Here is a 23,172-nt window from a genome sequence, read left to right as displayed (position 1 = left end):
TCGCGCCAACTGAGAGATCGATGGGGACGGTGGGCGACAGGGGTGATACCTGGCTCACCGTTGCACCTCAGAGTGGCTCTCGCCGACGCAGCAGTTCGTGGTTGATCTCGGAGATCTCCTCCAAGATCTCGCGCACTTGGGCGTAGTTGGCCAGGTGCTCGCATACCTGCGCGTGCTCGGCCTGGGGGACGTAGTCCATTTGAGGCGACCTGCCCGAGTAGCTCACCGAGAGGTAGTACTTGGGTCCGTGTCCGGGACCCTCTGCGCACTTGCAGTTTGGATTGCCGCAGCGCTTGTAGCGTTCGATCAAGGAGCCCCGAAGCACAGCGTCCAGCGGCGGCATCTTGCGCAGCAGTTGCCTGCGGCGTCGCTTGAGGGCTGAAGAGGTCGGCTCTGTCATTCTTGACGGACCACAGATATAACTGGTCCGACAATAGTTCATGAACGCTCATTTGACAAGCCCTCCGCACGAGCGAGCTGCCAGGATCTCAAGCAGCGCGACCAGATCGCACAGCGAGCCCAGGTCAAGCCGAGCCGTCGAGCCGTCAACTCGCTGGGATGGATTGGGCGCGGCGAGGTCGGTCCATTCGCGAGCGATGGCGAAGCTGAGGCGCTCGCCATCATCCCGAAGGATCAGCGTGTCCACACCCGCAACGTATCGCGCCTTCAGTACAGCAAAGCGCTGCCCCCTACGTGGATGAAACGGATGCCGAATCTCGGCCCAACCCAACGACTGGTTGGACGAGAGTGCAGTTGACGTTAACCGTGGTGGCGCTGGCTCGACGCCTGGCCATCGCGTTGTGGCGCTACCTTGAGCATGGGGAAATACCGTCCGGCGCAGTGCTCAAGCCGGCCGGCGCCTGAAGCGACGCGAGCAACTCCACCCCACACGGCTAAGCAAGGAGCACATTGATGGTCAAAGGTCGACGCGCCCGGAACTTCCGCGGGTCACTGCAAAGTGACCGTCCAATAAGATGGGGCGCGTCGGTAACAGGGGTTTGCCATTGCGCTTCGCGCGCATGCTGCATGAGGTGCACGGCATCCACACCGTGCACGGATAGAAGCTCGTCCGAGCAGTGGCTCGAACGCTCGTCACGCCCCGACCTTGGACCCGATGAATCTCCCGAGCCAAGTCCCGCCCGTAGACATGAGACATTCAATGCAGAGGTCATCATGAAATACCATCCACCGATATGTTGACCGACGCCGCTTGACAAACAAGTCCTCATAGAAGCGGAAGTTCGCCCCAACCTTTCGCTTTTCGGGGTTCGCCCCCTAGGCCAGCGGTGCGAGCTAGAGGTGACTGGCCACAGTCGGCAGGAATCGGGCATTCCGACCGGCACGCAGGAGAAATGACGATGCCGAAGCATCGAATTTTCGCGATACCGTTCGCGAAGGTGTATCCGTTGTACGTTCAGAAAGCGGAGCGCAAGAATCGTACGAAGGAAGAAGTCGATCAAGTCATTCGCTGGCTGACGGGCTATGACCAGGCGGGACTTCAGATGCAGATCGAACAAGAGAACGATTTCGAAACGTTCTTCCTTCATGCCCCGGCTATGCATCCAAACAGTTCGCTGATCAAGGGAGTCGTCTGCGGTGTTCGCGTCGAAGAGATCGATGATCCGCTGATGCAAAAGATCCGCTACCTGGACAAGCTGGTCGACGAGCTTGCGAAAGGAAAGTCGATCGAGAAGATCTTGCGGAACTAGCTCTCACCTCTTTGAATGTCCGATCAGGCACCTGCCGGCCAGGTGGTGTGGGGCAGAATCCGGGCCAACAGCGGTCGCTCTGTCGCCTTGCTCGAAGCGGTCGTTCGAGTCCAGTTAGCCAGCGGTGCAGGTGCATCTGACGACCGGCGGGTATGCTTCGCGAGGCGCGACAGGACGTAGTGCCGCGCGGGTGAGGGCGCCCATGAGGGGATCGCATGACCAAACGTCGTCGGGAATTGCTCCTTGCGCTCGGAGCCGGCGCGCTCGCTTGGGCGGGCACGGCACGCGCGCAGGCGCCGCCAACAGTCCGCCGGATAGGACTGCTCTCGGGATTCTCGCCTTCCGATGACGCGCCCTCGTACCAGGCATTCCGGCTCGGTCTGCGCGACCTCGGATGGATCGAGGGAAAGAGCATCAGCATCGAGTACCACTATGCGGAGGGCAGACACGATCGCCTCCCTGAACTCGCGGCCGATCTCGTCCGTCTCAAGGTCGACGTCATCGTCACTACCGCCACTTCCGATACTCTGGCTGCCCAAAAAGCTACCAGGGCTATCCCTATCGTTATGGTGGCTGGGGGTGACCCTGTTGCGAACGGACTGGTTGAGAGCCTGGCGAAGCCCGGCGGCAACGTCACGGGATTATCCCAAATGCTCCAGCAGTTGGCCGGGAAACGGCTGGAGCTGCTCAAGGAAATGGTTCCCAAGCTCTCCGACGTGGCTGTGCTGTGGAATCCACAGAGCGCAAGCGCGACACTCAATTGGAAAGAAAACCAACAACCGGCACGGCAGCTGGGAATCCAGCTTCACTCGCTGGAGGTAAGGAGCCCCAGCGAGTTGGACAAGGCGTTCGAAGCTGCAACCAGGGCGCGCGCTGGCGCTCTTGCCATCCTGCCAGACCCGGTGATCACTACGAATCTAAAGCGAATCGTGGACTTTGCGGCAAAGAGCCGCCTGCCGTCGATATATCAGTCGTCGGGATTCGCGGACGCTGGCGGTCTTGCGAGCTATGGGCCAGACCGTGTCGACTTGTTCCGGCGCGCCGCCACGTACGTGGACAAGATCCTCAAGGGCACGAAGCCCGGCGATCTTCCAGTCGACCAGCCGACCAAGTTAGAGCTCGTGGTAAACCTGAAGACTGCGAAAGCGCTCGGGATCACGATCCCGCAGTCGGTCCTGTTTCGCGCCGATAGGGTAATCGAGTAGTGGCCACGAATGGCCGCTTTCCAGAATTGGTTGTGACCGCTTGGGGCCCGCCCCCCGCGGCAGAATAGTTGTCGCCTCCTTAGAACCAAGAACCCGGGGGCGGCGATGAAGGATGAGAGTGGCTCGATACGGACAAGCATTCAAGGACCGAGCGGAGCAGGACTGCTTCCGCCGGAGAGCTCGGCGCTGGAGGTGGTGGCGCGCGAGGTCGGCATAGGAGTGGGAACACTGGAGCGTTGGCGCGAGGATGCGCAGTCCAGGCCCGCCCGAGCGGCTGGGCGCCTGGGTTGCAAAGCCCCAGGGCCCCTGAATCTTTCTTGTCATCAAAACCTCTTAATCTCATCATCAATCTTGTCATAAACTTGTCTGAATGATAAGATTAGGGCGTATTCTTGTCGCTATGACGAGATTCGAGCCCCAATCTCTTCAGCTGACAACATTCCTACTCCGTGGCCACCCCCACCCTGTCGTCCCGTCACGATGCGTTGCTGCGCTTGGTCCTTGCCGCCGGGGAACCCGTACAACCTGGTGCACTGGAGCAAGCCCTCCAGGCTTCCCGGCCCACCATCAACCGGGCCTTGCGAGACCTCCTGGCCTCTGGCTTTCTGGAGAAGCTGGGGGACGGCCGGTCCACCCGCTACGTGGCCACAGATGCTGCCAAGGCTGCACTTGGGGCCTTGCCTTCAGCCGCACCCACGCCAGCGGGGTTGCTGCAGTGGTCGCCGGCTGCCCTACGCTTGGTCGAAACGCTTCGCGCGCCTCTGGGAACTCGCACCCCGGTAGGCTATGAGCGTAGTTTTGTGGACAACTACATACCGAACCGGTCCAGCTTGCTGCCGCCGCAACTTGCCACGGACTTGTTCAACGCCGGCCGTAGCCGAGACCAGCAACCCGCGGGAACCTATGCCCGCGAGGTTCTGGAGCAGCTGCTCATCGACCTGTCCTGGTCGTCATCGCGTCTGGAGGGCAACAACAAGAGCCTGCTCGACACCAAGGAACTCTTCGAACTCGGGGAGCAAGCAGTCCCCCTCGACGAAGACACCCTAATGCTGTTCAACCACAAGAACGCCATCGAGTTCATGGTCGACGCTGTGCCGACAGAGGGCATCACGGTGCCCGCAATCGTTGACCTGCAAGCTAAGTTGATGAAGGACCTCTTGAAGGACTCGCGAGACATTGGCAGCATTCGCCGGCGCGTGGTGAACATCGACGGCTCTGTCTACTCCCCGACCAACATCCCCACGCTCCTGGAAGAAATGCTGAAGTCCATCATCGACAAGGTCCGCCACATCCGGAACCCAGTGGAGGCCGCATTCTTCCTTTGGGTCAACATGGCCTACCTGCAGCCCTTTGCGGATGGCAACAAGCGCACGAGTCGTCTGAGCGCCAACATGCCGCTCATGCTGTACAACTGCGCACCCCTGTCGTTCCTGGACGTTGAGCGCACGGACTATGCGACAGCCATGCTCGGCGTCTACGAACAGCGCAACGTCGCCGCGGCAGTGGAGCTGTTTGAATTTATCTACCGTCGCTCGATTCAGAAGTACAGCGTGCTGCGAGCCTCCCTGGCCGTACCCGACCCGCTTCGAGCCCGGTACCGACGGGCCCTGAATGAGCTCATGCAGTTCGTCGTCTTCTACGGCCGAAAGCTGGAAGACGCATTCTCGGAGGTGCCCGTCGACACCGCTGACTTGGCGGCGCTGCGCGTCATCGCAAACACCGAACTGGACCACCTGGAGCAATACAACTGCGCCCGCTACAACCTCGCGCGAGGCATGACGCAGAGATGGATTGACGCCGGGCGGCCCAGGTAACCTGCCAGGGAACTCGCATCCCCACGAGCGGACCTTCGACCACCATCTCTGCCACGGAAATGAACCTCCTCCGGACGCGCTCCAATGAAAGCCATCGCCGTTGAAATCACGCAGCTGGTTGACGACAGCACATATCCGTCTCTCGTGGAATGCCTCTTGGTCGACGCGCGGGGTCAGGTGCACCGGTTCGTGGAGAAGGAGGCCATCGTGAGCTCGGCTTCGGTCGCCGCCAGCGCGTTTCCCGCGCGCGGCGTCATCGCTTGTGAGGTCGAGTCGGAGTGGGTTGATGCGGAAGGCCGCTCGTTGGTCCGCGCTGCGACGACGAGGCCGTGGGGAATCGAATCCACCGCAGGTGGCAGCAGCTTTGTCGTGCTGGCCGAGCAACTTCGAGAGGTTTGAGCGTCGGGCAGAATCCGGCTGCGGATTCAACCGGTCGATGCAACACGTTCGCTGAACATCTCAGCGGGTGTATGGAAGCCGAGCGTCTTTGTCTCGCGATCGCGTTGAGTTGAAGCTGTGAGAATCCTGAGATGTCCATGCCCTTCGGCATGTACTGCCTGAGCAATCCGTTCGTGTTCTCGTTGCTTCCGCGCTGCCATGGGTTCTGCGGATCGCAGAAGTACACCTGAATGTCGGTGGCCAAAGTGAACTTCTTGTGAGCGTGCATCTCCGTGCCTCTGTCCCAGGTCAGTGACTTGTAGAGCTCCTGTGGCAGCTTGCGGGCGTTCTTGATGAGTGCGTTGACGACGGTCTGAGAGTCCTTGCCATCCAGCTTGACCAACATCACGTATCGCGTTTGGCGCTCAACCAGCGTGGCGATCTGGCTGTTGGCGCTTCCAAAGAGCAAGTCGCCTTCCCAGTGGCCAGGAACTGCTCGATCTTCAACCGTGGCTGGCCGCTCGCTGATGGAGACGGCGTCGACGATTCTTCCGTGGGCGTCTGTCTTCTGCGTGTGATGGCGCGAGCGGCGCATGCCCCGCGTGCGTCTCAGGTGGTGCAGCAGCTCCTTCTTCAAGGCCCCGCGGGCTTGAATGAACAGGCTGCGGTAGATGGTCTCGTGGGACACGTGGGAGGTCTCGTCGCACGGGTAAGTATGCTTGAGCCAACCGGCAATCTGCTCCGGAGACCATTGCAGTCGAAGTTTCTCCGTGACGATGCGCGCCAGGTCCCGGTTCTCAGCCAGCCTGCAGCGCTTGGGTCGACGAGCCCGATCCCAGGCTGCCTGGTCGGCCTGGGTCGCTCGATAGCATCCCGGACCACCATTGCGCTTGATCTCGCGGCTGATGGTGGATGGAGCTCGCCCGAGGATCGCCGCGATCGCGCGAATCGAGAAGCCAGCCACCATGGCACGCGAGATCTCCTCGCGCTCGGCCAGTGTCAGCGACATCGATGAACGGCTTCGCTCCGGTGGCCGAATGCCGCCGGTACGCGACAGAATTCCCTGTACCGACGTGTGGGGCCGATTGAACAGCTGAGCGATCTGATGGAGGGTCCATCCCTGCCTCCATCGCTCCCACATGAGCGCCTTCTGGCTGTCCGTGTAGTAGGTCCGCGTCCGGTAAGCCATCTGCAACACTCCTTCTGCCTACGGCATTCATCAGTGTGTTGCATCGACCGGTTGAATCCGCAGCCCCAAGCAGCTGTTGCCTCCTCGCCGATTGGCTGAACGCGTTCCGCAAGTGCTCTACGTCATTAAAAGATTAAAAGTCCGAACGACCGTCCAAGCCCTGCCGGGTGGACAGCGGTAAGCCCGGCGCGCTGAAGGTCGAGGCAGCGGCGCTTCCCATCCGCCTGCATCAGCCCTTGGGGGCCGGGTACTTGCCGCTCAGCGCCGTCGTGATGCGCCGTGCCGCCAGGCTCACGAACTCGGCGTGCTGGCGATCGAGCCGCTCGGCGGGCATCGTCAGCGTCAATGCGCCGGCCAGCGCGCCGGCCGCGTCGAACACGGGTGCGCCGATGCCCGCGAGCTCGGGAACGCGGTCGCCCACCAGGACCACGATCTGTTCGCGGCGAATCCTCGAGTACATCGCGCCCTTGGCACCTGAATAGGCCAGCAGGATCCGGCCCCCGGCGCCGCGATCGAGGGGCAGCAGATCCCCTGGCTGCATGTGATCCCTCACGGGCCGCGGCGAATGGACGCGGTAGAGGCACAGGCGCTGGTCTCCCTGCCGCACGTAGAAGGCCGCGCTCTCGCGGGTCTTGTCGACCAGGTCGCTCAACACCGGCATGACCACGGCTTCCAGCGAGAACGAGCCGGCGAAGACCTGGTGCAGGCGCTCCACCTCGGAGCCCAGCGCATAGCGGCCGTCGGGCAGCCGATGGACCAGGTTGGCGTGCTCCAGAGACGCCAGCATGCGCAGCACCGTGCTCTTGTAGATCTGCGTTCGTTCCGCCAGCTCGCTCAGCGCCAGCACGGGCGTGGTGGACGTGAAGGCAGCCAGCAGCGAAAGCGCGCGATCGAGCGTGACGATGCCGCCCTCGGCGGCGTTCTGGTCGGCAAGCGCGGGAATGGCGGATCGGCGAGGCATGGGCAGGGTCGATGGACGAAGTTGACATTCTGCCGCGCAGATTCTACGATAGATAAAACAGCGTTCTATCTATCGATCCTGATTCAATGAGAGACACCATCACGCTCCGGCAGCACGCAGGCTGGCAGGAGATCCGCATCGACCGCGAAGCGCAGCGCAACGCGCTCGATCGCGCGACGCGCGAAAGCCTGCATCGCGCTCTCGACGCGGCGCGCGCCGATGCGCGCGCGATCGTGCTGACGGGTACCGGCGGCAGCTTCTGCGCCGGCCTCGATCTCAAGGAGCGGGAAACCGACAAGGCCGCGGGCCGCCCGGACACGGCGGGCGAGGAGGCGATCGCCCTCAACGTGGCCATTCGCGATCACCCCGCCGTGGTCATCGCCGCCGTCAACGGCATGGCCCTCGGGGGCGGACTGACGCTGATCAATTCCTGCGACCTGGCCCTGGCCGCTTCCGATGCCACGCTGGCCTGCCCCGAGATCGGCTTCGCCACCTACGCCAGCATGGCGGGACCGACCAGCCAGCTGCTGCTGACGCGCAAGCGCGCGGCCTGGCTGCTGCTGACCAACGAGCGCCTGGATGCGGCCACGGCCGAGCGTTGGGGCTTGATCAATGAAGTGGTGCCGCCGGCCGATCTTCTTTCGCGTGCACGCCGGCTGGCCGAGCGCATGGCCGGCTTCGATCCGGTCGCGCTCGCGGAAACCAAGAAGGCGCTGAGTCGCGTTCCCGGCGAGACCAGGGGTTGGCGCGAAGCCATGGAATTCGGCCAGACCGTGAACGCCGCGATTCGCAGCCGGACGCAGGCTGCCGCGGCCGGGCTCGCGCGCTTCGCGGCCGGCGGACGCAATCCGGGGCAGGGCAGCTGACACCCCCCATCGCTGCAGCCGGGCACCCCAACGATTCAACCTACAAGGAGACACCTTGAGATTCGAACCCTTCACGCGCGCAGTCGCCGCCTTCGCCACGCTCACCCTGGCGGGCGCTTGTGCGTTCGCGCAGGCGAACTACCCCGCCCAGCCCATCAAGCTGGTGGTCCCTTTTCCGCCAGCCGGCGGAACCGACGTGTTGAGCCGCGTCATCGCCAACGAGGTCACGCAGAAGAACAAGTGGACCTTCGTCATCGACAACAAGCCCGGCGCCGGCGGCAACATCGGCCTCGATGCCGTGGCCAAGGCGAGGAACGACGGCTACACGCTGGGCACGGGCCAGACCGCCAATCTCGCGATCAATCCTTCGCTTTACGCGAAGATGCCCTTCGATGCGCTGAAGGACTTCGCGCCCGTGGTGCTGCTGGCATCCCAGCCCGTGGTGCTGGTGGTGAAGGAAGACTCGCCGATCAAGACCCTCGCCGACCTCAAGACGATGGCCCAGGCCAAGCTCCTGACCATGGCATCCGCCGGCACCGGCACGGTGAGCCATGTGGGCGGAGAGATGTTCGCCCGGCGCGCCGGCTTCAAGGTCATGCACATCCCGTACAAGGGCGCGGGACCGGCCCTCAACGATCTCCTGGGCGGCCAGACCGACATCTATTTCGGAACGCCTCCCAGCGTGCTGCCGATGGTCAAGGCCGGCAAGCTGCGCGCCATCGCGGTGACTTCGACCAAGCGCATCGCGATCCTGCCCGACACGCCGACCATTGCCGAGTCCGGCTATGCGGGCTTCGTCGCCGAGGACTGGAAGGCGGTCGTCGCGCCCGCGGGGACGTCGCCGGACGCGATCAAGAAGATCAACAGTGTCATGAACGCCGCGCTGTCGCGCCCGGAGGTGATCGCGCGCCTCAAGGACGAAGGAAGCACGGCGCGTGGCGGCACCGCCGCCGAACTTGCCGAGTTCATGAAGAGCGAGCACGCCCGCTGGGGCACCGCCGTCCGTGAATCGGGCGCCAAGCTCGATTGAGCCCCACCGTCTTTCCCAACATCCCATCCGCTTCGGCGTCCCAGGAGACACCCACCATGCGTTTCAGTTCCACCCGCCGCGCGCTCGCGCTCGCGCTCGCCGCTGCCGCCTCCATGTTCAGCGGCATCGTCCTCGCAGAGGGCAAGCCGATCACCATCGTCGTGCCGTTCTCCGCGGGCGGCAGCACGGACCTCGTGTCGCGCGCCATCGCCCAGTTCGCGGCGCCCGGGCTGGGCGCACCGGTCATCGTCGACAACCGCACGGGCGGCGGCGGCTTGGTCGGCTGGGGTGCGGTGGCCCGCGCTGCGCCCGACGGCAATACCCTGGTGACCGTCGAGCTCTCCTACGCGATCGCGGCCGGCCTGATACCCAACCTGCCCTTCGATCCGAAGAAGGCCTTCACGCAGATCACCACGGCCGTCAAGGTGCCGCATGTGCTGGTGGTCAACCCGCAGGTGCCCGCGAAGACCGTGCAGGAATTCATCGCGCTCGCCAAGGCACAGCCGGGCAAGCTCAACTACGGCTCGGGCGGCAACGGCACCAACACCCACCTGGCAGGCGAGCTGTTCAAGAGCATCACCGGGACGTCCATCGTCCACGTTCCGTACAAGGGCGCCGGCGCCGTGCTGACCGACCTCATGGGCAACCAGGTGCAGGCGCTGATCACCTCCATTCCCACGGCGCTGCCGCACATCCGCAGCGGCAAGCTGCGCGCGCTGATGGTGACCGGCGACAGGCGCAATGCGACCTTGCCGGAGGTCCCGTCGGCCAAGGAGGCCGGCATCCCGAAGATGGACATGGACTTCTGGATCGGCTTCGGCGCACCCGCCGGAACGCCACAGCCCGTGATCGACCGGCTCAACAAGGAGATCGTAGCCTCCCTGTCGCTGCCCGAAGCCAGAAAGAAGATCGACGAGATGGGGCTGACCGCGGTCGGCAACTCGCCGGCCGAGGCGACGCAGCTGGTCAACCGCGAGATCGCGCGCTGGAGCGAGGTCATCAAGCAGGCCGGCATCAAGGCCGACTGATTCGAGCCAGCGCATGTCCAAACCACTTCAGGGCATCCGGGTCCTCGACCTGACCAACGTGCTCGCAGGCCCCTTCGCCTGCCACCAGCTCGCCCACATGGGTGCGGATGTCGTCAAGGTCGAGTCGCTCAAGGAGGGCGACCTGGCGCGGCAGCTCGGTGCCGATGCGGAGCTCAACAAGCGCCTCATGGGCGTGTCCTTCCTCGCACAGAACGCCGGCAAGCGGTCGATCGCGGTCGACTTGAAGCACGCCGCCGGCAAGGAGATCCTCCGCAGGCTGGTGCGCACGGCCGACGTGCTGGTGGAAAACTTCCGCCCCGGCGTGATGAAGCGCCTCGGCCTCGGCTACGAGGATCTGCTGCTCGAGAACCCCAGGCTCATCTACTGCGCCATCTCCGGCTTCGGACAGGACGGGCCGCTGCGCGACCTGCCGGCCTATGACCAGATCATCCAGGGCATGTCGGGCGTGATGAGCATCACCGGCACGCCGGAGAGCGCGCCCTGCCGCGTCGGCTACCCGGTGGCCGACACCATCGGCGGGATCACCGCGGCGTTTGCCGTCGCGGCGGCGCTGGCGGATCGCCGGCGCGAGGGCGGCACCTTCATCGACGTCTCGATGCTGGAGGCGACCATGGCCACGATGGGCTGGGCGGTATCGAACCACCTGATCGGGGGCCGCGAGCCCAGGCCCATGGGCAACGAGAACATCACGGCCAGCCCCTCCGGCACGTTCCGGACCGGCGACGGATTGCTGAACATCGCGGCCAACAAGCAGGAGCAGTTCGAGGCCCTGTGCCGCGTGGTCGGCCGCGCGGACCTGATCGACGACGCACGCTTCCATGAACGCCAGGGCCGCCTGCAGCACCGCTTCGAGCTCAAGGCCGCGCTCGAAGAAGCCATGGCCGCAGGATCGACGCAGGCATGGTGGCAGCTGCTGAACCAGGCGGGCGTGCCGGCCGGCCCGGTGTACGGCGTGGCCCAGGCACTGGACCATCCGCAGATCGCGCAGCGGGGCATGGTCGTGACTTTCGAGAACGCACCGGGCGTGGGCCGCGACATCCGCGTCGTGCGCACCGGCTTCAAGCTCGACGGAAAGGCACCGAGCGTGGATGCGCCGCCGCCGACCCTCGGCCAGCATACGCAGGAGATTCTTGCGGAGCTCGGCTACAGCGGCGAGGACATCGAGTCCCTGAATGCCTGCCGGGCCGTCTGAAGCTCGAGCCTGGAGTACGCAGATGTGGAACATGAGCTTTTCCGCGCCGCACGTCATCGACGCGCAGGTGCTCACCCAGGTGCCCGCCGGGCTTCGGCGGAAGGTGCCCAGCGAATGGGCGCAGGCCAACAAGCCGGGGCATGTGGTCGACTGCTTCATCGAGGGGCCGTGCTTCGACCGGCAAGGCAACCTCTATCTGACGGACATCCCGCATGGGCGGATCTTCCGCGTCACGCCGGAGCTTTCATGGCAAGCGGTGGCGGAGACCGGAGGCTGGCCCAACGGCATCGCCGTCCACCGGGACGGCACGCTGTGGGTGGCGGACTATCGACGGGGCCTGCTGCGCGTGGACCCGGCCTCGGGGGCTGTCGACACGATCCTGGGACACCGGAACTCGGAGAGCTTCAAGGGCCTGAATGACCTGGTCTTCGACCGCAACGGCGACCTCTACTTCACGGACCAGGGGCAGACCGGCCTGCACGATCCGACCGGGCGCGTCTATCGTCTTCGATCCTCCGGGCAACTCGACCTTCTGATCGGCAATGCGCCGAGCCCGAACGGCGTGGCGCTGGATGTGGAGCAGAAGGTGCTGTTCGTGGCGGTCACGCGCGGCAATGCCATCTGGCGTGCCCCCTTGCTTGCCGACGGGTCGGTCTCCAAGGTCGGCGCTTTCCGCACCTTTTTCGGCACCAGCGGGCCGGACGGGCTTTGCGTGGACCAGGACAACCGCCTGGTCGTCGCGCACGCCAGCCTGGGCGGCGCCTTCGTGCTCGATGCCCGTGGCGAGGTCACTCATTTCGTTCGAAGCCCGAACGGGTCGACCGTGACCAACGCCGCATTCCGGCCCGGGACGTCGACGCTGGTGATGACCGAGTCGCAGACGGGATCGGTGCTTCAGGCCGAACTGCCGGCGCCGGGTGCGCCGCTGTTTTCGCACGCCTGACAAGGCGAAGACTTCACGAGGAAACCATGAACAACAACCCAGCTGACATCGCGCCCGGACAGGGCAAGAACAGTGCATTCGCCGAGTTGATGGCCGTGCGGGGAAGGGGAGATCCCGACCCGTCCGAAGTCGCCATCGTGGGACACGATCCCTTCTACCCCACGCCCTACCGGGTCGGAGAAACGGTGGCCGCCGTGCTCGCGGGCGTGGGCGTCGCCGCCAGCGACATCTGGGAGCTGCGGACCGGCCGCAGGCAGTCGACGCATATCGACGTGCCGAAGGCCGCGGCAACGCTGCGAACGGTCGACTACACCCAGGCGCGCAACGGCGAAGGCCGGTACGAGCACGTGCCGATCCCGAATGCCATGGCGCACATGCTGACGGTGACGCAGCCCTGGCAGACCGCCGACGGGCGCTGGGTGCTGCCGCACTTCAACCTGATGCACCTGGCGCGGCGCGTGCTCGGCGTGCTCGCGTGCGAAAGCACGCCCGCGTCGGTGAGCGAGGCGGTCTCGCGCTGGAACGCCGATGCGCTCGAGCAGGCCATTGCGGATGCCGACGCATGCGGCGGGAAGGTGCGCACCCCCGAGGAGTGGCTCGCGCATCCGCAGGGCCGCTACCTGGCGGAACGCCCGGTGATCGAGATCCGCAAGGTCGCCGAGGGCGAGCCGCAGCCCTTTCATGAGGGCGACCGGCCGCTTTCCGGGGTGCGCGTGCTCGATCTCACCCGCATCCTGGCCGGCCCCATCGCGGGCCGCACGCTGGCCGAGCACGGTGCGGACGTGCTGATGGTCACGGCAGATGGCTTGCCGCAGACGCCGGAGCACGTGCGCGATACCAGCCACGGCAAGCGAAGCTGCTTTCTCGACATCACGCAGCCGCCGGGCGCCGCGAAGCTGGCCGATCTCGTTCGCGGCGCGGACGTGTTCATCGACGGCTATCGCCCCGACCGCCTCGCGGCGCATGGCTTCGGCCCCGAGGACCTGAGGCGCCTGAACCCGAACCTGGTCTACGTGTCGATCAACTGCTTCGGCTCCGGCGGTCCGTTCGCGTCGCGGGCCGGGTGGGAGCAGGTGGCCCAGGCCGTCACCGGCATTTGCCACACCAACGGCGAACTGACGGGCGCGGGCCGGCCCAAGCTGGTGTTCGCACCGATGTGCGACTACACCACCGGCTACCTCGGCGGCTTCGGCGCCATGCTGGCCCTGGCACGCCGCGCGCGCGAAGGCGGCAGCTACCACGTGCAGATCTCGCTGTGCCAGTCGGCCATGTTCATTCAGCGGCAAGGCCTGGTCGACGATTTCGAGGGCGCCGCCGGCAAGCTGGGTGCCGAGGAAGCGGCGCCGATGATGGTGGCGTCGTCGACCTGCTACGGGGAGCTGAAGACCCTGGGCCCTGTGCTCGGCTTGTCGGAGACGCCATCGTACTGGGCGCGGCCGACGCCCCGGCTGGGGGGGGACGAGCCGGTGTGGCTGGAGCGCTGAAGAGGAAGGGCGCTCACCGGCTCTCTGGTGTCGCCTGATTGAGACCGAGGTTGCGCGTCCGGGCGTACTGCACGAAAAACGCCAGGCTGGAGGGGTTTTGCATCGCGTCGGGGCTGGCGACCTTGCCCGGTTCCGCGCCCAGCAGGAGCTTGCGCACGGGGACCTCCATCTTCTTCCCGCTCAGCGTGCGCGGAATTTCGCCGACCTGGACGATCGCGTCGGGAACATGGCGGCCCGAGGCCTTGCTGCGAATCTGCTGCTTGATCCGGTCGACGAGTTCCGCGTCCAGCCCGGTCCCCGGCTGCAGCACCACGAACAGGGGCATGAACGATGGCCGGCCCAGGTACTCCAGATCGATGACCAGGCTGTCGCGCACTTCGGGCAGTTCCTCGACGACACGATAGATCTCGGCAGTGCCGATGCGGATGCCGAAGCGGTTGATCGTGCTGTCCGATCGACCGTAGATCACCGAGCTGCCGCAAGGCGTGAACCGTATCCAGTCGCCTTGGCGCCAGACGCCCGGGAACATCTCGAAGTAGGCCTCGCGGTAGCGCTGCCCATCCGGATCGTTCCAGAACGCCACCGGCATCGAAGGCATGGGCTGCGTGATCACCAGTTCGCCCACCTCGTCGATCACGCAGTTGCCCGCATCGTCGAAGGCATAGGCGGCCACGCCCAGCTCCGCGCACTGGATCTCTCCCGCGCGCACCGGGAGCGTCGGCGCACAGCCGACGAAGCACGAGGCGACATCGGTGCCCCCGCTGATCGAGGCGAGCCAGACATCGGGCTTCACGTTGGCATAGACCCACTCGAACGCGTCCATCGGCAGCGGCGATCCCGTCGACAGGATGGTGCGCAGCTTCGCGAGGGGCGCGTAGTCCCTCGGCCTCAGCGCGTCCTTCTTGCAACTGATCAGGAATGCGGCGCCGCAACCGAAAACGGCGACCTCGTGCTCGTCCATGAAGCGCCAAAGCGCATCGCCGTCGGGCCAGGACGGATGTCCGTCGTAGAGAACGATCGACGCTCCGGTGACCAGCGCGCCCACCAGCAGGTTCCACACGGCCCACCCCGTGCTGCCCAGGAAAAGCAGGCGGTCGCCGGGGCGCAGGTCGTTCTGCAGTCCCATTTCCTTGAGGTGGGTGAGCAGGATGCCGCCCTGACTGTGCACCATGGCTTTCGGCAGGCCCGTGGTGCCCGACGAGTACAAGATCCAGAGCGGATGCGCGAAGGGCACACGCTCGTAGCGGGGAGCGGCATCGCCGAGAACGGCCGATGCCCAGTGCGAGTGGTGGCGCCAATCGACAGCGCGCTCGCCGGCGAGCGGTCCGGCCACCTGTACGACGTGCTCGACAGTGGGCAGGCCGCTCAGCAGCTCGTTGACCACGTCGAGCCGGTCGTACCGCTTGCCGCTGTAGCTGTAGCTGTCGACGGCGAACAGCACCTTGGGCTCGATCTGGCGCAGGCGATCCAGCACCACGGATGCGCCCATGTCCGTCGCGCAACTCGACCAGACGGCGCCGATGCTCGCGCACGCCAGGAAGGCGATCAGGGTCTCCGGGCGGTTCGGCATGTAGCTCGCGACCCGGTCGCCGGGCCGCACGCCCCATCCCCGCAGCGCGGCCGCGAGTGCGGCCGTCGAGCGCTCCAGTTCCGCCCACGAAATGTGCTGCACGGGGCCGTCCTCGCCGCGCGCGATGACCGCGGGCTGATCGGGCCTCGCATGGCGGAACACATGCTCGGCGAAGTTCAGCCGGGCCTTGGGGAACCATTCCGCGCCGGGCATTTCGCGCCGTCCGAGCGCCGGCTCGCGGTCACCGTCGGCCTGGATGTCGAAGTAGCTCCAGATCGATTGCCAGAACCGCGAGAGATCATCGACGGACCAGCGCCACAGCTCGGCGTAGTCCCGGGTCTCGACGCCTCGTTCGCGCTCGAGCCAGCGCTGGTAGTGAACCAGCCGGCTCGACTGCAGCTGCTCCGGGCCGGGCGTCCAGAGGATTTCGGGCGAAGGGGAAGACGAGGCGTTTTGCATGACGGGTCCCTGTGGGTGTGGATTCAGTTGGGGAGCTTTGCTTGCTCAGAGCGTCTTGACCAGCTCCGGCACGGCCGTGAACAGATCGGCTTCCAGGCCGTAGTCGGCCACCGAGAAGATCGGCGCTTCCGGGTCCTTGTTGATCGCCACGATCACCTTCGAATCCTTCATACCGGCCAGATGCTGGATCGCGCCCGAGATGCCGCAGGCGATGTACAACTGCGGCGCGACGATCTTGCCGGTCTGGCCCACCTGCCAGTCGTTGGGGGCGTAGCCCGCATCGACCGCGGCGCGGCTGGCGCCCAGGCCGGCGTTGAGCTTGTCGGCCAGCGGGGCCATCATCTCCTGGAACTTCTCGGCGCTGCCGAGCGCTCGGCCGCCCGAGACGATGATCTTGGCGGCCGTGAGTTCGGGGCGTTCGCTCTTGGTGACCTCTCTTCCGACGAAGCTGGACTTGCCGCTGTCGGCCACGCCCTCGGCGTTCTCGACCGTGGCGCTGCCGCCGGTGGCCGCCGCCGCGTCGAAGCCGGTGGTGCGCACCGTGACCACCTTGATCGCATCGCTGCTCTGCACGATGGCAATGGCATTGCCCGCGTAGATCGGGCGCTCGAAGGTGTCGGGGCTGTCGACCTTGGTGATGTCGCTGATCTGGGCGACATCGAGCTTGGCGGCGACGCGCGGGGCGACGTTCTTGCCGTTGGCCGTGGCCGGGAACAGGATGTGGCTGTAGTTCTTGGCGATGGAAAGCACCTGGGCGGCGACGTTTTCGGCCAGGTTCTCGGCGAGGCTCGGGCTGTCGGCGGCAATCACCTTGGCCACGCCGGCGATCTTGGCCGCAGCGGCCGCGGCTTCCGCCGCATTGGCACCGGCCACCAGCACATGCACATCGCCGCTCTGGCAGGCCAGGCCCGCGGTCACGGTGTTCAGGGTCGCCGGCTTGACGGTGGCGTGGTCGTGTTCGGCAATAACAAGTACGGTCATGGTCAGATCACCTTCGCTTCGTTCTTCAGCTTGTCCACCAGGGTGGCGACATCGGGCACCTTGATGCCGGCACCGCGCTTCGGGGGCTCGCTGACCTTCAGGGTCTTCAGGCGCGGCTTGACGTCCACGCCCAGGTCCTCGGGCTTGAGGGTGTCGAGCTGCTTCTTCTTGGCCTTCATGATGTTGGGCAAGGTCACGTAGCGCGGCTCGTTCAGGCGCAGGTCGGTGGTGATGACCGCGGGCAGCGAAAGCGAGATGGTTTCCAGGCCGCCGTCGACTTCGCGGGTGACTTGCACCCTTCCTTCTGCGTCTGTGCCCGACACTTCGACCTTGCTGGCGAAGGTGGCTTGCGGGAGATCCGCGAGAGCAGCCAGCATCTGGCCGGTCTGGTTGGCATCGTCGTCGATGGCCTGCTTGCCCAGGATCACCAAACCGGGCTGTTCCTTGTCCACCAGCGCCTTGAGCAGCTTGGCCACGGCCAGCGGCTGCAGCTCTTCGGTGGTCTCGACCAGGATGCCGCGGTCGGCGCCGATGGCCATGGCGGTGCGCAGGGTCTCCTGGCACTTCGCATCGCCGCCGGACACGGCGATGATCTCGGTGACGACGCCCTTCTCCTTGAGCCTCACCGCTTCTTCGACGGCGATCTCGTCGAAGGGGTTCATGCTCATCTTGACGTTGGCGAGGTCCATTCCGGTGCCGTCGCTCTTGACGCGCACCTTCACGTTGTAATCGACGACCCGCTTGACGGGGACAAGTATCTTCATGGATGGCTCCAGGGATTGAACGAATCAGCGGTGCCTGAACACCGGCTTGCGCTTGGACAGAAAGGCATGCATGCCTTCATGCGCGTCCTCGCTGGCAAAACGCGCATGCAGCTGGCGACGCTCGAAGCCGATGCCCTCGGACAACGAGGATTCCCAGGCGCGGTTCACGGACTCCTTGATCGCCATCAAGGCCGGCAGCGAGAAGGCTGCGATGCGAGCGGCGAGGTCGAGCGTTTCCTCACGTAGCTGCTCGCTCGCCACCACGCGCGAGACCAGTCCGTAGCGATCGGCTTCTGCGGCATCCAGCATGCGGCCCGACAGGCACATGTCCATGGCCTTGGCCTTGCCGATGGCGCGCGGCAGGCGCTGGGTACCGCCGGCGCCCGGCAGCATGGCGAGCTTGATCTCGGGCAACGCGAACCGCGCGGATTCGGCGGCAACGATCATGTCGCACGCCATCGCCAGCTCGCAGCCTCCGCCCATGGCGAAGCCCGCCACCGCCGCGATCACCGGCTTGCGCACGCGCCGGATGGTTTCCCAGTTGCGCGTGATGAAGTCGCCCTGGTACACATCCATGTAGCTCCACTCCGCCATCGCCGCAATGTCGGCTCCGGCCGCGAAGGCCTTGTCATTGCCGGTGATGACGATGGCGCCGATGTCTGCATCGGCATCGCAGGCCAGCAGCGCGGCGCCCAGGGCGTCCATCAGCGCATCGTCGAGCGCGTTCATCTGCTGCGGCCTGTTCAGCGTGATGACGCTGACCCGGCCGTGCGTCTCCACCAGGATGGGTTGTTCTTGCATGACGGGCCCGCTTCAGTCCACGCTGATCTTCTGTTCCTTGATCAGGGCGGACAGCTGCGCAGTCTCGTTGACGAGCAGCTTGCGGAATTCCGCCGTGTCCATCGCGATCGGCTCGGCACCGAGGTCGGCATAGCGCGACTTGACGCCCGGCTGAGCCAACGCCTTTGCCAGTTCGCGGTTCATGCGGGCCACGATCTCGGGGGACGTGCCGTTGGGCGCCCACAGGCCGAACCAGATGTCGAGGTTGGCCCCCGGAAAGCCCTGCTCGCCCACTGTCGGGACGTCGGGAAAGAAAGGCGAGCGCTTGGTGCTCACGATGCCCAGCAGCTTGACCTTGCCGGTGCGGATGTGCGGGAAGGCGATGCCGGGGTCGCAGACGAAGTCGGCCTGACCCGACAGCACATCCTGCAGCGCGGGGGCCGCTCCGCGATACGGGATGTGGGTGATGGAGGTCGCGGTGGCCTGCTTGAACAGTTCGCAGGCGAGGTGCGGGGGCGTGCCGGAACCGGCAGAGGCGTAGGACAGCGTGCCCGGCTTGGCCTTGGCCATTGCCACCAACTCCCGCACGTCCTTGGCTGCCATCTGTGGCTTGGCGACCAGGTACATCTGGGTGCGCCCGACGCTGGCCACGGGCGTCAGGTCGCGCGAAGGCAGGATGTTCGACTTGAACAGCGACGGGTTGGCCGTTTCGACCGAGGTGGGCGCGATCAGGAAGGTGTGTCCGTCCGGCGCGGCACGCACCACTTCCGAGGCAGCGATATTGCCGCTCGCACCGGGCTTGTTGTCGATGATGACCGGTTGGCCCAGCGATTCCGAGAGGGTCTGCGACAGGATGCGCGACATGACATCGGTGCTGCCGCCAGGCGCGAAGCCGACGACCACGCGGATGGGTTTTGCGGGCCAGTTGGCGGCCGTCTGCGCCTGCGCGGAACCGGCGACGCCGAAGATGGCGAGAACGGCAAGCGCGAGGGTGCGCCGTGCGGCCGCTGGGATGGGAACGAACATGGTCTTGTCTCCTTGGATGTGGGGGAAGGTGCGAGGTGTTGCCGTCAGGTCAGGGTCTCGCGCAGCAGTTCGCGCAGCTTGAATTTCTGGATCTTTCCGGAGGGCGTGGAAGGCATTGCGTCGCGCACGACGAGGCGTTCCGGGATGTACTGGATCGCCACCTTCTGCGCCTTCAGGAACTGCACGATCGACGGCAGGTCGACGCTGTGACCGGGCCTGGGGACCACCACCGCGCAGGCCCGCTCGCCCAAGCGCTCGTCGGCGTAGGCCACGATGGCGGCCATGGCGATGCCAGGGTGCCGGTACAGCAGCGACTCGATCTCCACCACCGGGATGTTCTCGCCGCCGCGGATGATCACGTCCTTGCTGCGGCCGGTGATGCGGATGTAGCCCTGCGCGTCCATGCGCGCCAGGTCGCCGGTATCGAACCAGTCGTCGGCGTCGGTGCCGTTGAGGTGCGAGCGCCGCAGGTAGCCGCCGAAGTTCGAGCACGAGCGCACGAGCAGCCGCCCGGGCTGCCCGGCGGGCAGCACCTGGTCGTTCTCGTCGACCACCTTGAGTTCGACGCCGGGCAGCGGCAGCCCGTCGGTGGTGGCTGCGCGCACGTCGTCGTCGTCCAGCTGGATCAGCGTGACGGCGCCGTTCTCGGTCATGCCCCAGGCCGACACGATCTTGGTGCCCAGGACCTGGCGCGCCTGCTCCACCAGCGGGCCCGGTATCGGCGCGCCCGCGCACAGGAAGGTACGCAGGCTCGGCACCTCCTGGCCCGTTTCGGTGACGGTCCGGGCGAGGTCGGTGAGGAAGGGCGTGGAGGCCATCGTGAAGCTGACCCGCTCGGCCCGGATCGATTCGACGGCCTGCTTCGGCTCCCAGATGTCCTGCAGCACCGCACTGGCCTTGAGCATGATCGGCATCATGAGGCCATACATGAAGCCGGTCTGGTGCGCCATGGGCGAGGCCATCAGCACCACGTCGTCGGCGCCCAGGCGCAGGCGCTGCGCGTAGGGAATGATGTTGGCCATCGTGGTGTTGGCCGAGTGCATCACGCCCTTGGGCTCGCCGGTGGTGCCGGAGGTGTAAATCATCTGCGTCACGTCGTCCGGTCCCGGCCGGCTGCGCGTGAGGACCTCGTGCGCGTCGGATTCCTTCTCCCAGGCAGGTCCGCTGAGCAGCGCCTCGAAGCTGTCGGGGCCCGCGCCGCCGACCACCACGATCTGCTTCAGGTCGGGCAAGGCCGGTCGCAGCGCGATCACCATGCGCTCGAAGTCGAAGCCGCGAAAGGTCTTCGGCACGATCGCGACCTTGGCTTCGCCGTGCTTGAGCATGAAGGAAAGCTCGCGCTCGCGGAAGATGTGCATCAGCGGGTTCATCACCGCGCCGATGCGGGAGCAGGCCAGATAGACCAGCGTGAATTGCCACCAGTTGGGCAATTGGCAGGCCACGACATCGTTGCGGCCCACGCCCAGGCGCGACAGCCCCACCGCGATGCGATCGGCCATGGACGCCATCTCGCGGTAGGTGAAGCGGGTGGTGACGCCCTGTTCCACCTGCAGGGCCGTGAGCGCAAGCTTGTCGGGACAATGCGCGACGCAGGCGTCGAGCTCGTCGTTGATGGTGCGCTCATGCCACAGGCCCTGCGCCACCATTCGGGCGCGGCGCGGCGGCAGCAGTACGGCATCGAATTCCATGGTCTTGTCTCCTGGTTTTTCTGTCGCTGGGGGTGAACGGCTCAGGCCGGTACTGCGTCGCGCCCGGCGCGGGTGCGCGCCACGATGGTTTTCATGATCTGCGCGGTGCCGTCGCCGATCTGGAAGCCCAGCACGTCGCGCAGACGCTGCTCCATCACGCCGCGGTCGTAGCCGCCATGGCCGAACATCAGCAGGCACTGGTGGATGGCGTCGTAGGCCAGCTTGGGCGCCCACCACTTGCACATCGCGGCTTCGGCGGAGTGGGGCGCGCCCTTGTCTTTCAGCCACAAGGTCTGCAGGCACAGCAGGCGCGCGGCGCTTACCTGCGTGTCGAAGTCGGCCAGCGGATGCGACACGCCCTGGAACGCCGCCAGCGGCTTGCCGAAGGCTTCGCGCTGCGCCACGTACTCCCACGTCTCCTCGAGCGCGGCGCGAGCCACCGCCAGGACCTGCAGCCCGATCAGCGCCCGCGAGAAGTCGAAGCCCTGCATCACCTGAACGAACCCCTTGTTCTCGGACCCGAGCCGGTGGCTCACAGGCACCCGCACGTTCTCGAAGAACAGCGAGCCGCGGCCGATGGCGCGCTGGCCGTGGCAATCGAAGCGGTTGCGGGTCACGCCCGGCAGGTCCATCGGCACCAGCAGCGCGGTCACGCCGTGGGCGCCCGACTCGACCGGGCCGGTGCGGCCGAACACCACCGCCGCGTCGGCCTGGTCGGCGGCGGAGATGGAAGTCTTCTCACCGTTGATCACGTACTCGTCGCCGACGCGCTCCACGCGCAGGCGCAGGTTGGCCGCATCGGAGCCTCCGCGCGGCTCGGTCAGCGCGATGGCGAACAAGGCCTCGCCGCGCGTCAGCTTCTGCAGCCACGGCTGGACGACTTCGGGCTTGCCGTGCTGCGAGAGGATCTGGCCATTGAGCGAGGCGAGCAGGTTGATGTAGGACATGCTGAGGTCGGCGCGCGCAATCTCCTCATGGATCACGCCGGCGGCCAGGCAGCCCATGCCCTGGCCGCCATGCATCTCGGGCAACTCGGGCGCGATGAAGCCCATCTCGCCCATGTCGCGCATCAGCTGACGCTCGAGCACGCGGGTCTTGTCGCGTTCCAGGAAGCCGGGGGCGATGCGCTCGGTGGCGAAGCGGCGCGCGCATGGTCGCCGAGCGCCGTCAGGTCGTCGTCGAGATAGGGATTCATGACTTGTCTCCAGGGTGCGCAGCCCCGGCGCCATACCGATGGCGCCGTGCGTGCGGGATCGATGGGTGGGGCGGGTCTCTACTTCGCGTACTGGCGGAAGTCGGGCTTGCGCTTTTCCTTGAGGGCATTGACGCCCTCGCGCGACTCTTCCGTGTCGTAGTAGAGCTTGAGCGCGTACATGCCAAGGCCCGCGATTCCGCTCTGGTGCGCGGTGTCGGCGTTGAAGCTGCGCTTGGCGATGGCCAGCGCCGTGGGACTGCGCTCGCAGATTTCCTCGGCCCACTTCTGCACCTCGGCGTCGAGCTGCTCGTGCGGAACCACGGCGTTGGCCAGGCCCATGGCCACGGCCTCGGCGCCGCTGTAGCGGCGGTTGAGATACCAGATCTCGCGCGCCTTCTTCTCGCCGACGACGCGCGCCAGGAAGGCCGTGCCATAGCCCGGATCGACCGATCCCATCTTCGGGCCCACCTGGCCGAAGATGGCCTTCTCGGAGGCGATGGTCAGGTCGCAGATGGTGCACAGCACGTTGCCCCCGCCGATGGCGAAGCCCTGCACGCGGGCGATGACCGGCTTGGGCACGTTGCGGATCGTGTCGTGCAGCTCTTCCATCGGCAGGCCGATGGTGCCGCGGCCGTCGTAGTTGCCGTTGTGCGCGGACTGGTCGCCGCCCGTGCAGAAGGCGCGGTCTCCGGCGCCGGCCAGCACGATGGCGCCGACGCTGCGGTCATAGCCGGCACGGTTCATCGCCTTGATGATCTCGTCGCAAGTCTGCCCGCGAAACGAGTTCATCTTGTCGGGCCGGTTGATCGTGATCCAGGCCACGCCGTTGCGTACTTCGTAAAGGATGTCTTCGAATTCCATGGTGTTCTCCTAAGGGGGTTGCAGGAAA

Annotated in this window: 20 protein-coding genes and 2 pseudogenes; 10 read left to right on the top strand and 12 right to left on the bottom strand. The window is 65.8% G+C overall.

Translation table 11 applies throughout. From position 1 onward, the window contains the following. Positions 1–67: 67 nt before the first annotated feature. Together GXN78_RS35760 and GXN78_RS35755 are read right to left on the bottom strand one after the other, a co-directional pair. Positions 68–400: a DUF6788 family protein gene (locus GXN78_RS35760; RefSeq protein WP_106561479.1), complete on the bottom strand. Its 333-nt coding sequence runs from the start codon at positions 398–400 to the stop codon at positions 68–70. A gap of 48 nt (positions 401–448) precedes the next feature. Beyond that, positions 449–730, bottom strand: a complete 282-nt coding sequence (locus GXN78_RS35755; RefSeq protein ID WP_106561481.1) for a DUF5372 family protein — start codon at positions 728–730, stop codon at positions 449–451. Positions 731–1,358: 628 nt separating this feature from the next. On the opposite strand from GXN78_RS35755, the gene GXN78_RS35750 reads away from it, so the two are divergent. The 4 genes from GXN78_RS35750 to GXN78_RS35735 all read left to right on the top strand — a co-directional run bounded on the left by GXN78_RS35750 (position 1,359) and on the right by GXN78_RS35735 (position 5,127). Beyond that, a complete protein-coding gene (locus tag GXN78_RS35750) occupies positions 1,359–1,709 on the top strand; it encodes a DUF2200 domain-containing protein (RefSeq protein ID WP_106561215.1) in 351 nt (116 codons plus the stop codon). Between the two features lie 215 nt (positions 1,710–1,924). Then, positions 1,925–2,914 carry an ABC transporter substrate-binding protein gene (locus GXN78_RS35745; protein ID WP_106561206.1) on the top strand — a complete coding sequence of 330 codons (990 nt, stop codon included), beginning with the start codon at positions 1,925–1,927 and terminating at the stop codon, positions 2,912–2,914. Positions 2,915–3,363: 449 nt separating this feature from the next. Further along, the gene (locus tag GXN78_RS35740) at positions 3,364–4,728 is read left to right on the top strand and encodes a Fic family protein (RefSeq protein ID WP_106561207.1); all 1,365 of its coding nucleotides are present in this window, start codon (positions 3,364–3,366) and stop codon (positions 4,726–4,728) included. A gap of 84 nt (positions 4,729–4,812) precedes the next feature. Next, the gene (locus GXN78_RS35735) at positions 4,813–5,127 is read left to right on the top strand and encodes a hypothetical protein (RefSeq protein ID WP_106561208.1); all 315 of its coding nucleotides are present in this window, start codon (positions 4,813–4,815) and stop codon (positions 5,125–5,127) included. A 26-nt stretch (positions 5,128–5,153) separates the two neighbouring features. Here the strand turns inward: GXN78_RS35735 and GXN78_RS35730 are convergent. Next, a pseudogene (locus GXN78_RS35730) lies at positions 5,154–6,295 on the bottom strand (IS30 family transposase). Positions 6,296–6,524: 229 nt separating this feature from the next. Next, the gene (locus GXN78_RS35725; RefSeq protein WP_106561209.1) at positions 6,525–7,256 is read right to left on the bottom strand and encodes a helix-turn-helix domain-containing protein; all 732 of its coding nucleotides are present in this window, start codon (positions 7,254–7,256) and stop codon (positions 6,525–6,527) included. An 86-nt stretch (positions 7,257–7,342) separates the two neighbouring features. On the opposite strand from GXN78_RS35725, the gene GXN78_RS35720 reads away from it, so the two are divergent. From GXN78_RS35720 to GXN78_RS35695, 6 genes are all read left to right on the top strand, one after another. After that, complete coding sequence (locus GXN78_RS35720) at positions 7,343–8,122, top strand: enoyl-CoA hydratase/isomerase family protein (protein ID WP_106561210.1); 780 nt, start codon at positions 7,343–7,345, stop codon at positions 8,120–8,122. 106 nt (positions 8,123–8,228) lie between these two features. Beyond that, positions 8,229–9,152: a tripartite tricarboxylate transporter substrate binding protein gene (locus GXN78_RS35715; RefSeq protein WP_106561216.1), complete on the top strand. Its 924-nt coding sequence runs from the start codon at positions 8,229–8,231 to the stop codon at positions 9,150–9,152. A 56-nt stretch (positions 9,153–9,208) separates the two neighbouring features. Next, complete coding sequence (locus tag GXN78_RS35710; RefSeq protein ID WP_239143116.1) at positions 9,209–10,180, top strand: tripartite tricarboxylate transporter substrate binding protein; 972 nt, start codon at positions 9,209–9,211, stop codon at positions 10,178–10,180. A 13-nt stretch (positions 10,181–10,193) separates the two neighbouring features. Then, positions 10,194–11,393, top strand: coding sequence for a CoA transferase (locus GXN78_RS35705; protein ID WP_106561211.1), 1,200 nt, complete (start codon positions 10,194–10,196; stop codon positions 11,391–11,393). Between the two features lie 31 nt (positions 11,394–11,424). After that, the gene (locus GXN78_RS35700; RefSeq protein ID WP_106561218.1) at positions 11,425–12,336 is read left to right on the top strand and encodes an SMP-30/gluconolactonase/LRE family protein; all 912 of its coding nucleotides are present in this window, start codon (positions 11,425–11,427) and stop codon (positions 12,334–12,336) included. Positions 12,337–12,362: 26 nt separating this feature from the next. Next, a complete protein-coding gene (locus GXN78_RS35695; protein WP_106561212.1) occupies positions 12,363–13,820 on the top strand; it encodes a CoA transferase in 1,458 nt (485 codons plus the stop codon). Positions 13,821–13,833: 13 nt separating this feature from the next. On the opposite strand, the gene GXN78_RS35690 is transcribed toward GXN78_RS35695, so the two are convergent. The 8 genes and pseudogenes from GXN78_RS35690 to badI all read right to left on the bottom strand — a co-directional run bounded on the left by GXN78_RS35690 (position 13,834) and on the right by badI (position 23,144). After that, a complete protein-coding gene (locus GXN78_RS35690; protein ID WP_106561213.1) occupies positions 13,834–15,849 on the bottom strand; it encodes an acetoacetate--CoA ligase in 2,016 nt (671 codons plus the stop codon). 45 nt (positions 15,850–15,894) lie between these two features. Continuing rightward, positions 15,895–16,830, bottom strand: a complete 936-nt coding sequence (locus GXN78_RS35685; protein WP_164256235.1) for an FAD-binding protein — start codon at positions 16,828–16,830, stop codon at positions 15,895–15,897. A gap of 2 nt (positions 16,831–16,832) precedes the next feature. After that, the gene (locus GXN78_RS35680; RefSeq protein ID WP_164256232.1) at positions 16,833–17,594 is read right to left on the bottom strand and encodes an electron transfer flavoprotein subunit beta/FixA family protein; all 762 of its coding nucleotides are present in this window, start codon (positions 17,592–17,594) and stop codon (positions 16,833–16,835) included. Between the two features lie 24 nt (positions 17,595–17,618). Then, positions 17,619–18,395 (bottom strand): enoyl-CoA hydratase, encoded by a 777-nt coding sequence (locus GXN78_RS35675; RefSeq protein ID WP_106561219.1) that lies wholly within the window; start codon positions 18,393–18,395, stop codon positions 17,619–17,621. A 12-nt stretch (positions 18,396–18,407) separates the two neighbouring features. Beyond that, a complete protein-coding gene (locus GXN78_RS35670) occupies positions 18,408–19,400 on the bottom strand; it encodes a tripartite tricarboxylate transporter substrate binding protein (RefSeq protein ID WP_106561220.1) in 993 nt (330 codons plus the stop codon). Positions 19,401–19,444: 44 nt separating this feature from the next. After that, complete coding sequence (gene aliA, locus GXN78_RS35665) at positions 19,445–21,088, bottom strand: cyclohexanecarboxylate-CoA ligase (RefSeq protein WP_106561221.1); 1,644 nt, start codon at positions 21,086–21,088, stop codon at positions 19,445–19,447. Between the two features lie 41 nt (positions 21,089–21,129). Continuing rightward, a pseudogene (gene aliB, locus GXN78_RS35660) lies at positions 21,130–22,283 on the bottom strand (cyclohexanecarboxyl-CoA dehydrogenase). A 78-nt stretch (positions 22,284–22,361) separates the two neighbouring features. Then, on the bottom strand, positions 22,362–23,144 hold the full coding sequence (gene badI / locus GXN78_RS35655; RefSeq protein ID WP_106561223.1) for a 2-ketocyclohexanecarboxyl-CoA hydrolase: 783 nt from the start codon (positions 23,142–23,144) through the stop codon (positions 22,362–22,364). Positions 23,145–23,172: the final 28 nt, after the last annotated feature.

The sequence above is a fragment of the Variovorax sp. WS11 genome (genome assembly GCF_010499245.1).
In the GTDB taxonomy this organism is placed as follows: domain Bacteria; phylum Pseudomonadota; class Gammaproteobacteria; order Burkholderiales; family Burkholderiaceae_C; genus Variovorax.
The sequence above is the reverse complement of the archived record's forward strand: the minus strand, read 5'-3'. Positions and strand labels throughout refer to the sequence as shown.

What these genes read in the sequence shown, in the direction of transcription:
- GXN78_RS35760 (WP_106561479.1), bottom strand. Translation starts at nt 400, where the DNA reads ATGACAGAGCCGACCTCTTCAGCCCTCAAGCGACGCCGCAGGCAACTG.
- GXN78_RS35750 (WP_106561215.1), top strand. Translation starts at nt 1,359, where the DNA reads ATGCCGAAGCATCGAATTTTCGCGATACCGTTCGCGAAGGTGTATCCG.
- GXN78_RS35745 (WP_106561206.1), top strand. Translation starts at nt 1,925, where the DNA reads ATGACCAAACGTCGTCGGGAATTGCTCCTTGCGCTCGGAGCCGGCGCG.
- GXN78_RS35735 (WP_106561208.1), top strand. Translation starts at nt 4,813, where the DNA reads ATGAAAGCCATCGCCGTTGAAATCACGCAGCTGGTTGACGACAGCACA.
- GXN78_RS35725 (WP_106561209.1), bottom strand. Translation starts at nt 7,256, where the DNA reads ATGCCTCGCCGATCCGCCATTCCCGCGCTTGCCGACCAGAACGCCGCC.
- GXN78_RS35720 (WP_106561210.1), top strand. Translation starts at nt 7,343, where the DNA reads ATGAGAGACACCATCACGCTCCGGCAGCACGCAGGCTGGCAGGAGATC.
- GXN78_RS35710 (WP_239143116.1), top strand. Translation starts at nt 9,209, where the DNA reads ATGCGTTTCAGTTCCACCCGCCGCGCGCTCGCGCTCGCGCTCGCCGCT.
- GXN78_RS35705 (WP_106561211.1), top strand. Translation starts at nt 10,194, where the DNA reads ATGTCCAAACCACTTCAGGGCATCCGGGTCCTCGACCTGACCAACGTG.
- GXN78_RS35700 (WP_106561218.1), top strand. Translation starts at nt 11,425, where the DNA reads ATGAGCTTTTCCGCGCCGCACGTCATCGACGCGCAGGTGCTCACCCAG.
- GXN78_RS35695 (WP_106561212.1), top strand. Translation starts at nt 12,363, where the DNA reads ATGAACAACAACCCAGCTGACATCGCGCCCGGACAGGGCAAGAACAGT.
- GXN78_RS35690 (WP_106561213.1), bottom strand. Translation starts at nt 15,849, where the DNA reads ATGCAAAACGCCTCGTCTTCCCCTTCGCCCGAAATCCTCTGGACGCCC.
- GXN78_RS35685 (WP_164256235.1), bottom strand. Translation starts at nt 16,830, where the DNA reads ATGACCGTACTTGTTATTGCCGAACACGACCACGCCACCGTCAAGCCG.
- GXN78_RS35680 (WP_164256232.1), bottom strand. Translation starts at nt 17,594, where the DNA reads ATGAAGATACTTGTCCCCGTCAAGCGGGTCGTCGATTACAACGTGAAG.
- GXN78_RS35675 (WP_106561219.1), bottom strand. Translation starts at nt 18,395, where the DNA reads ATGCAAGAACAACCCATCCTGGTGGAGACGCACGGCCGGGTCAGCGTC.
- GXN78_RS35670 (WP_106561220.1), bottom strand. Translation starts at nt 19,400, where the DNA reads ATGTTCGTTCCCATCCCAGCGGCCGCACGGCGCACCCTCGCGCTTGCC.
- aliA (WP_106561221.1), bottom strand. Translation starts at nt 21,088, where the DNA reads ATGGAATTCGATGCCGTACTGCTGCCGCCGCGCCGCGCCCGAATGGTG.
- badI (WP_106561223.1), bottom strand. Translation starts at nt 23,144, where the DNA reads ATGGAATTCGAAGACATCCTTTACGAAGTACGCAACGGCGTGGCCTGG.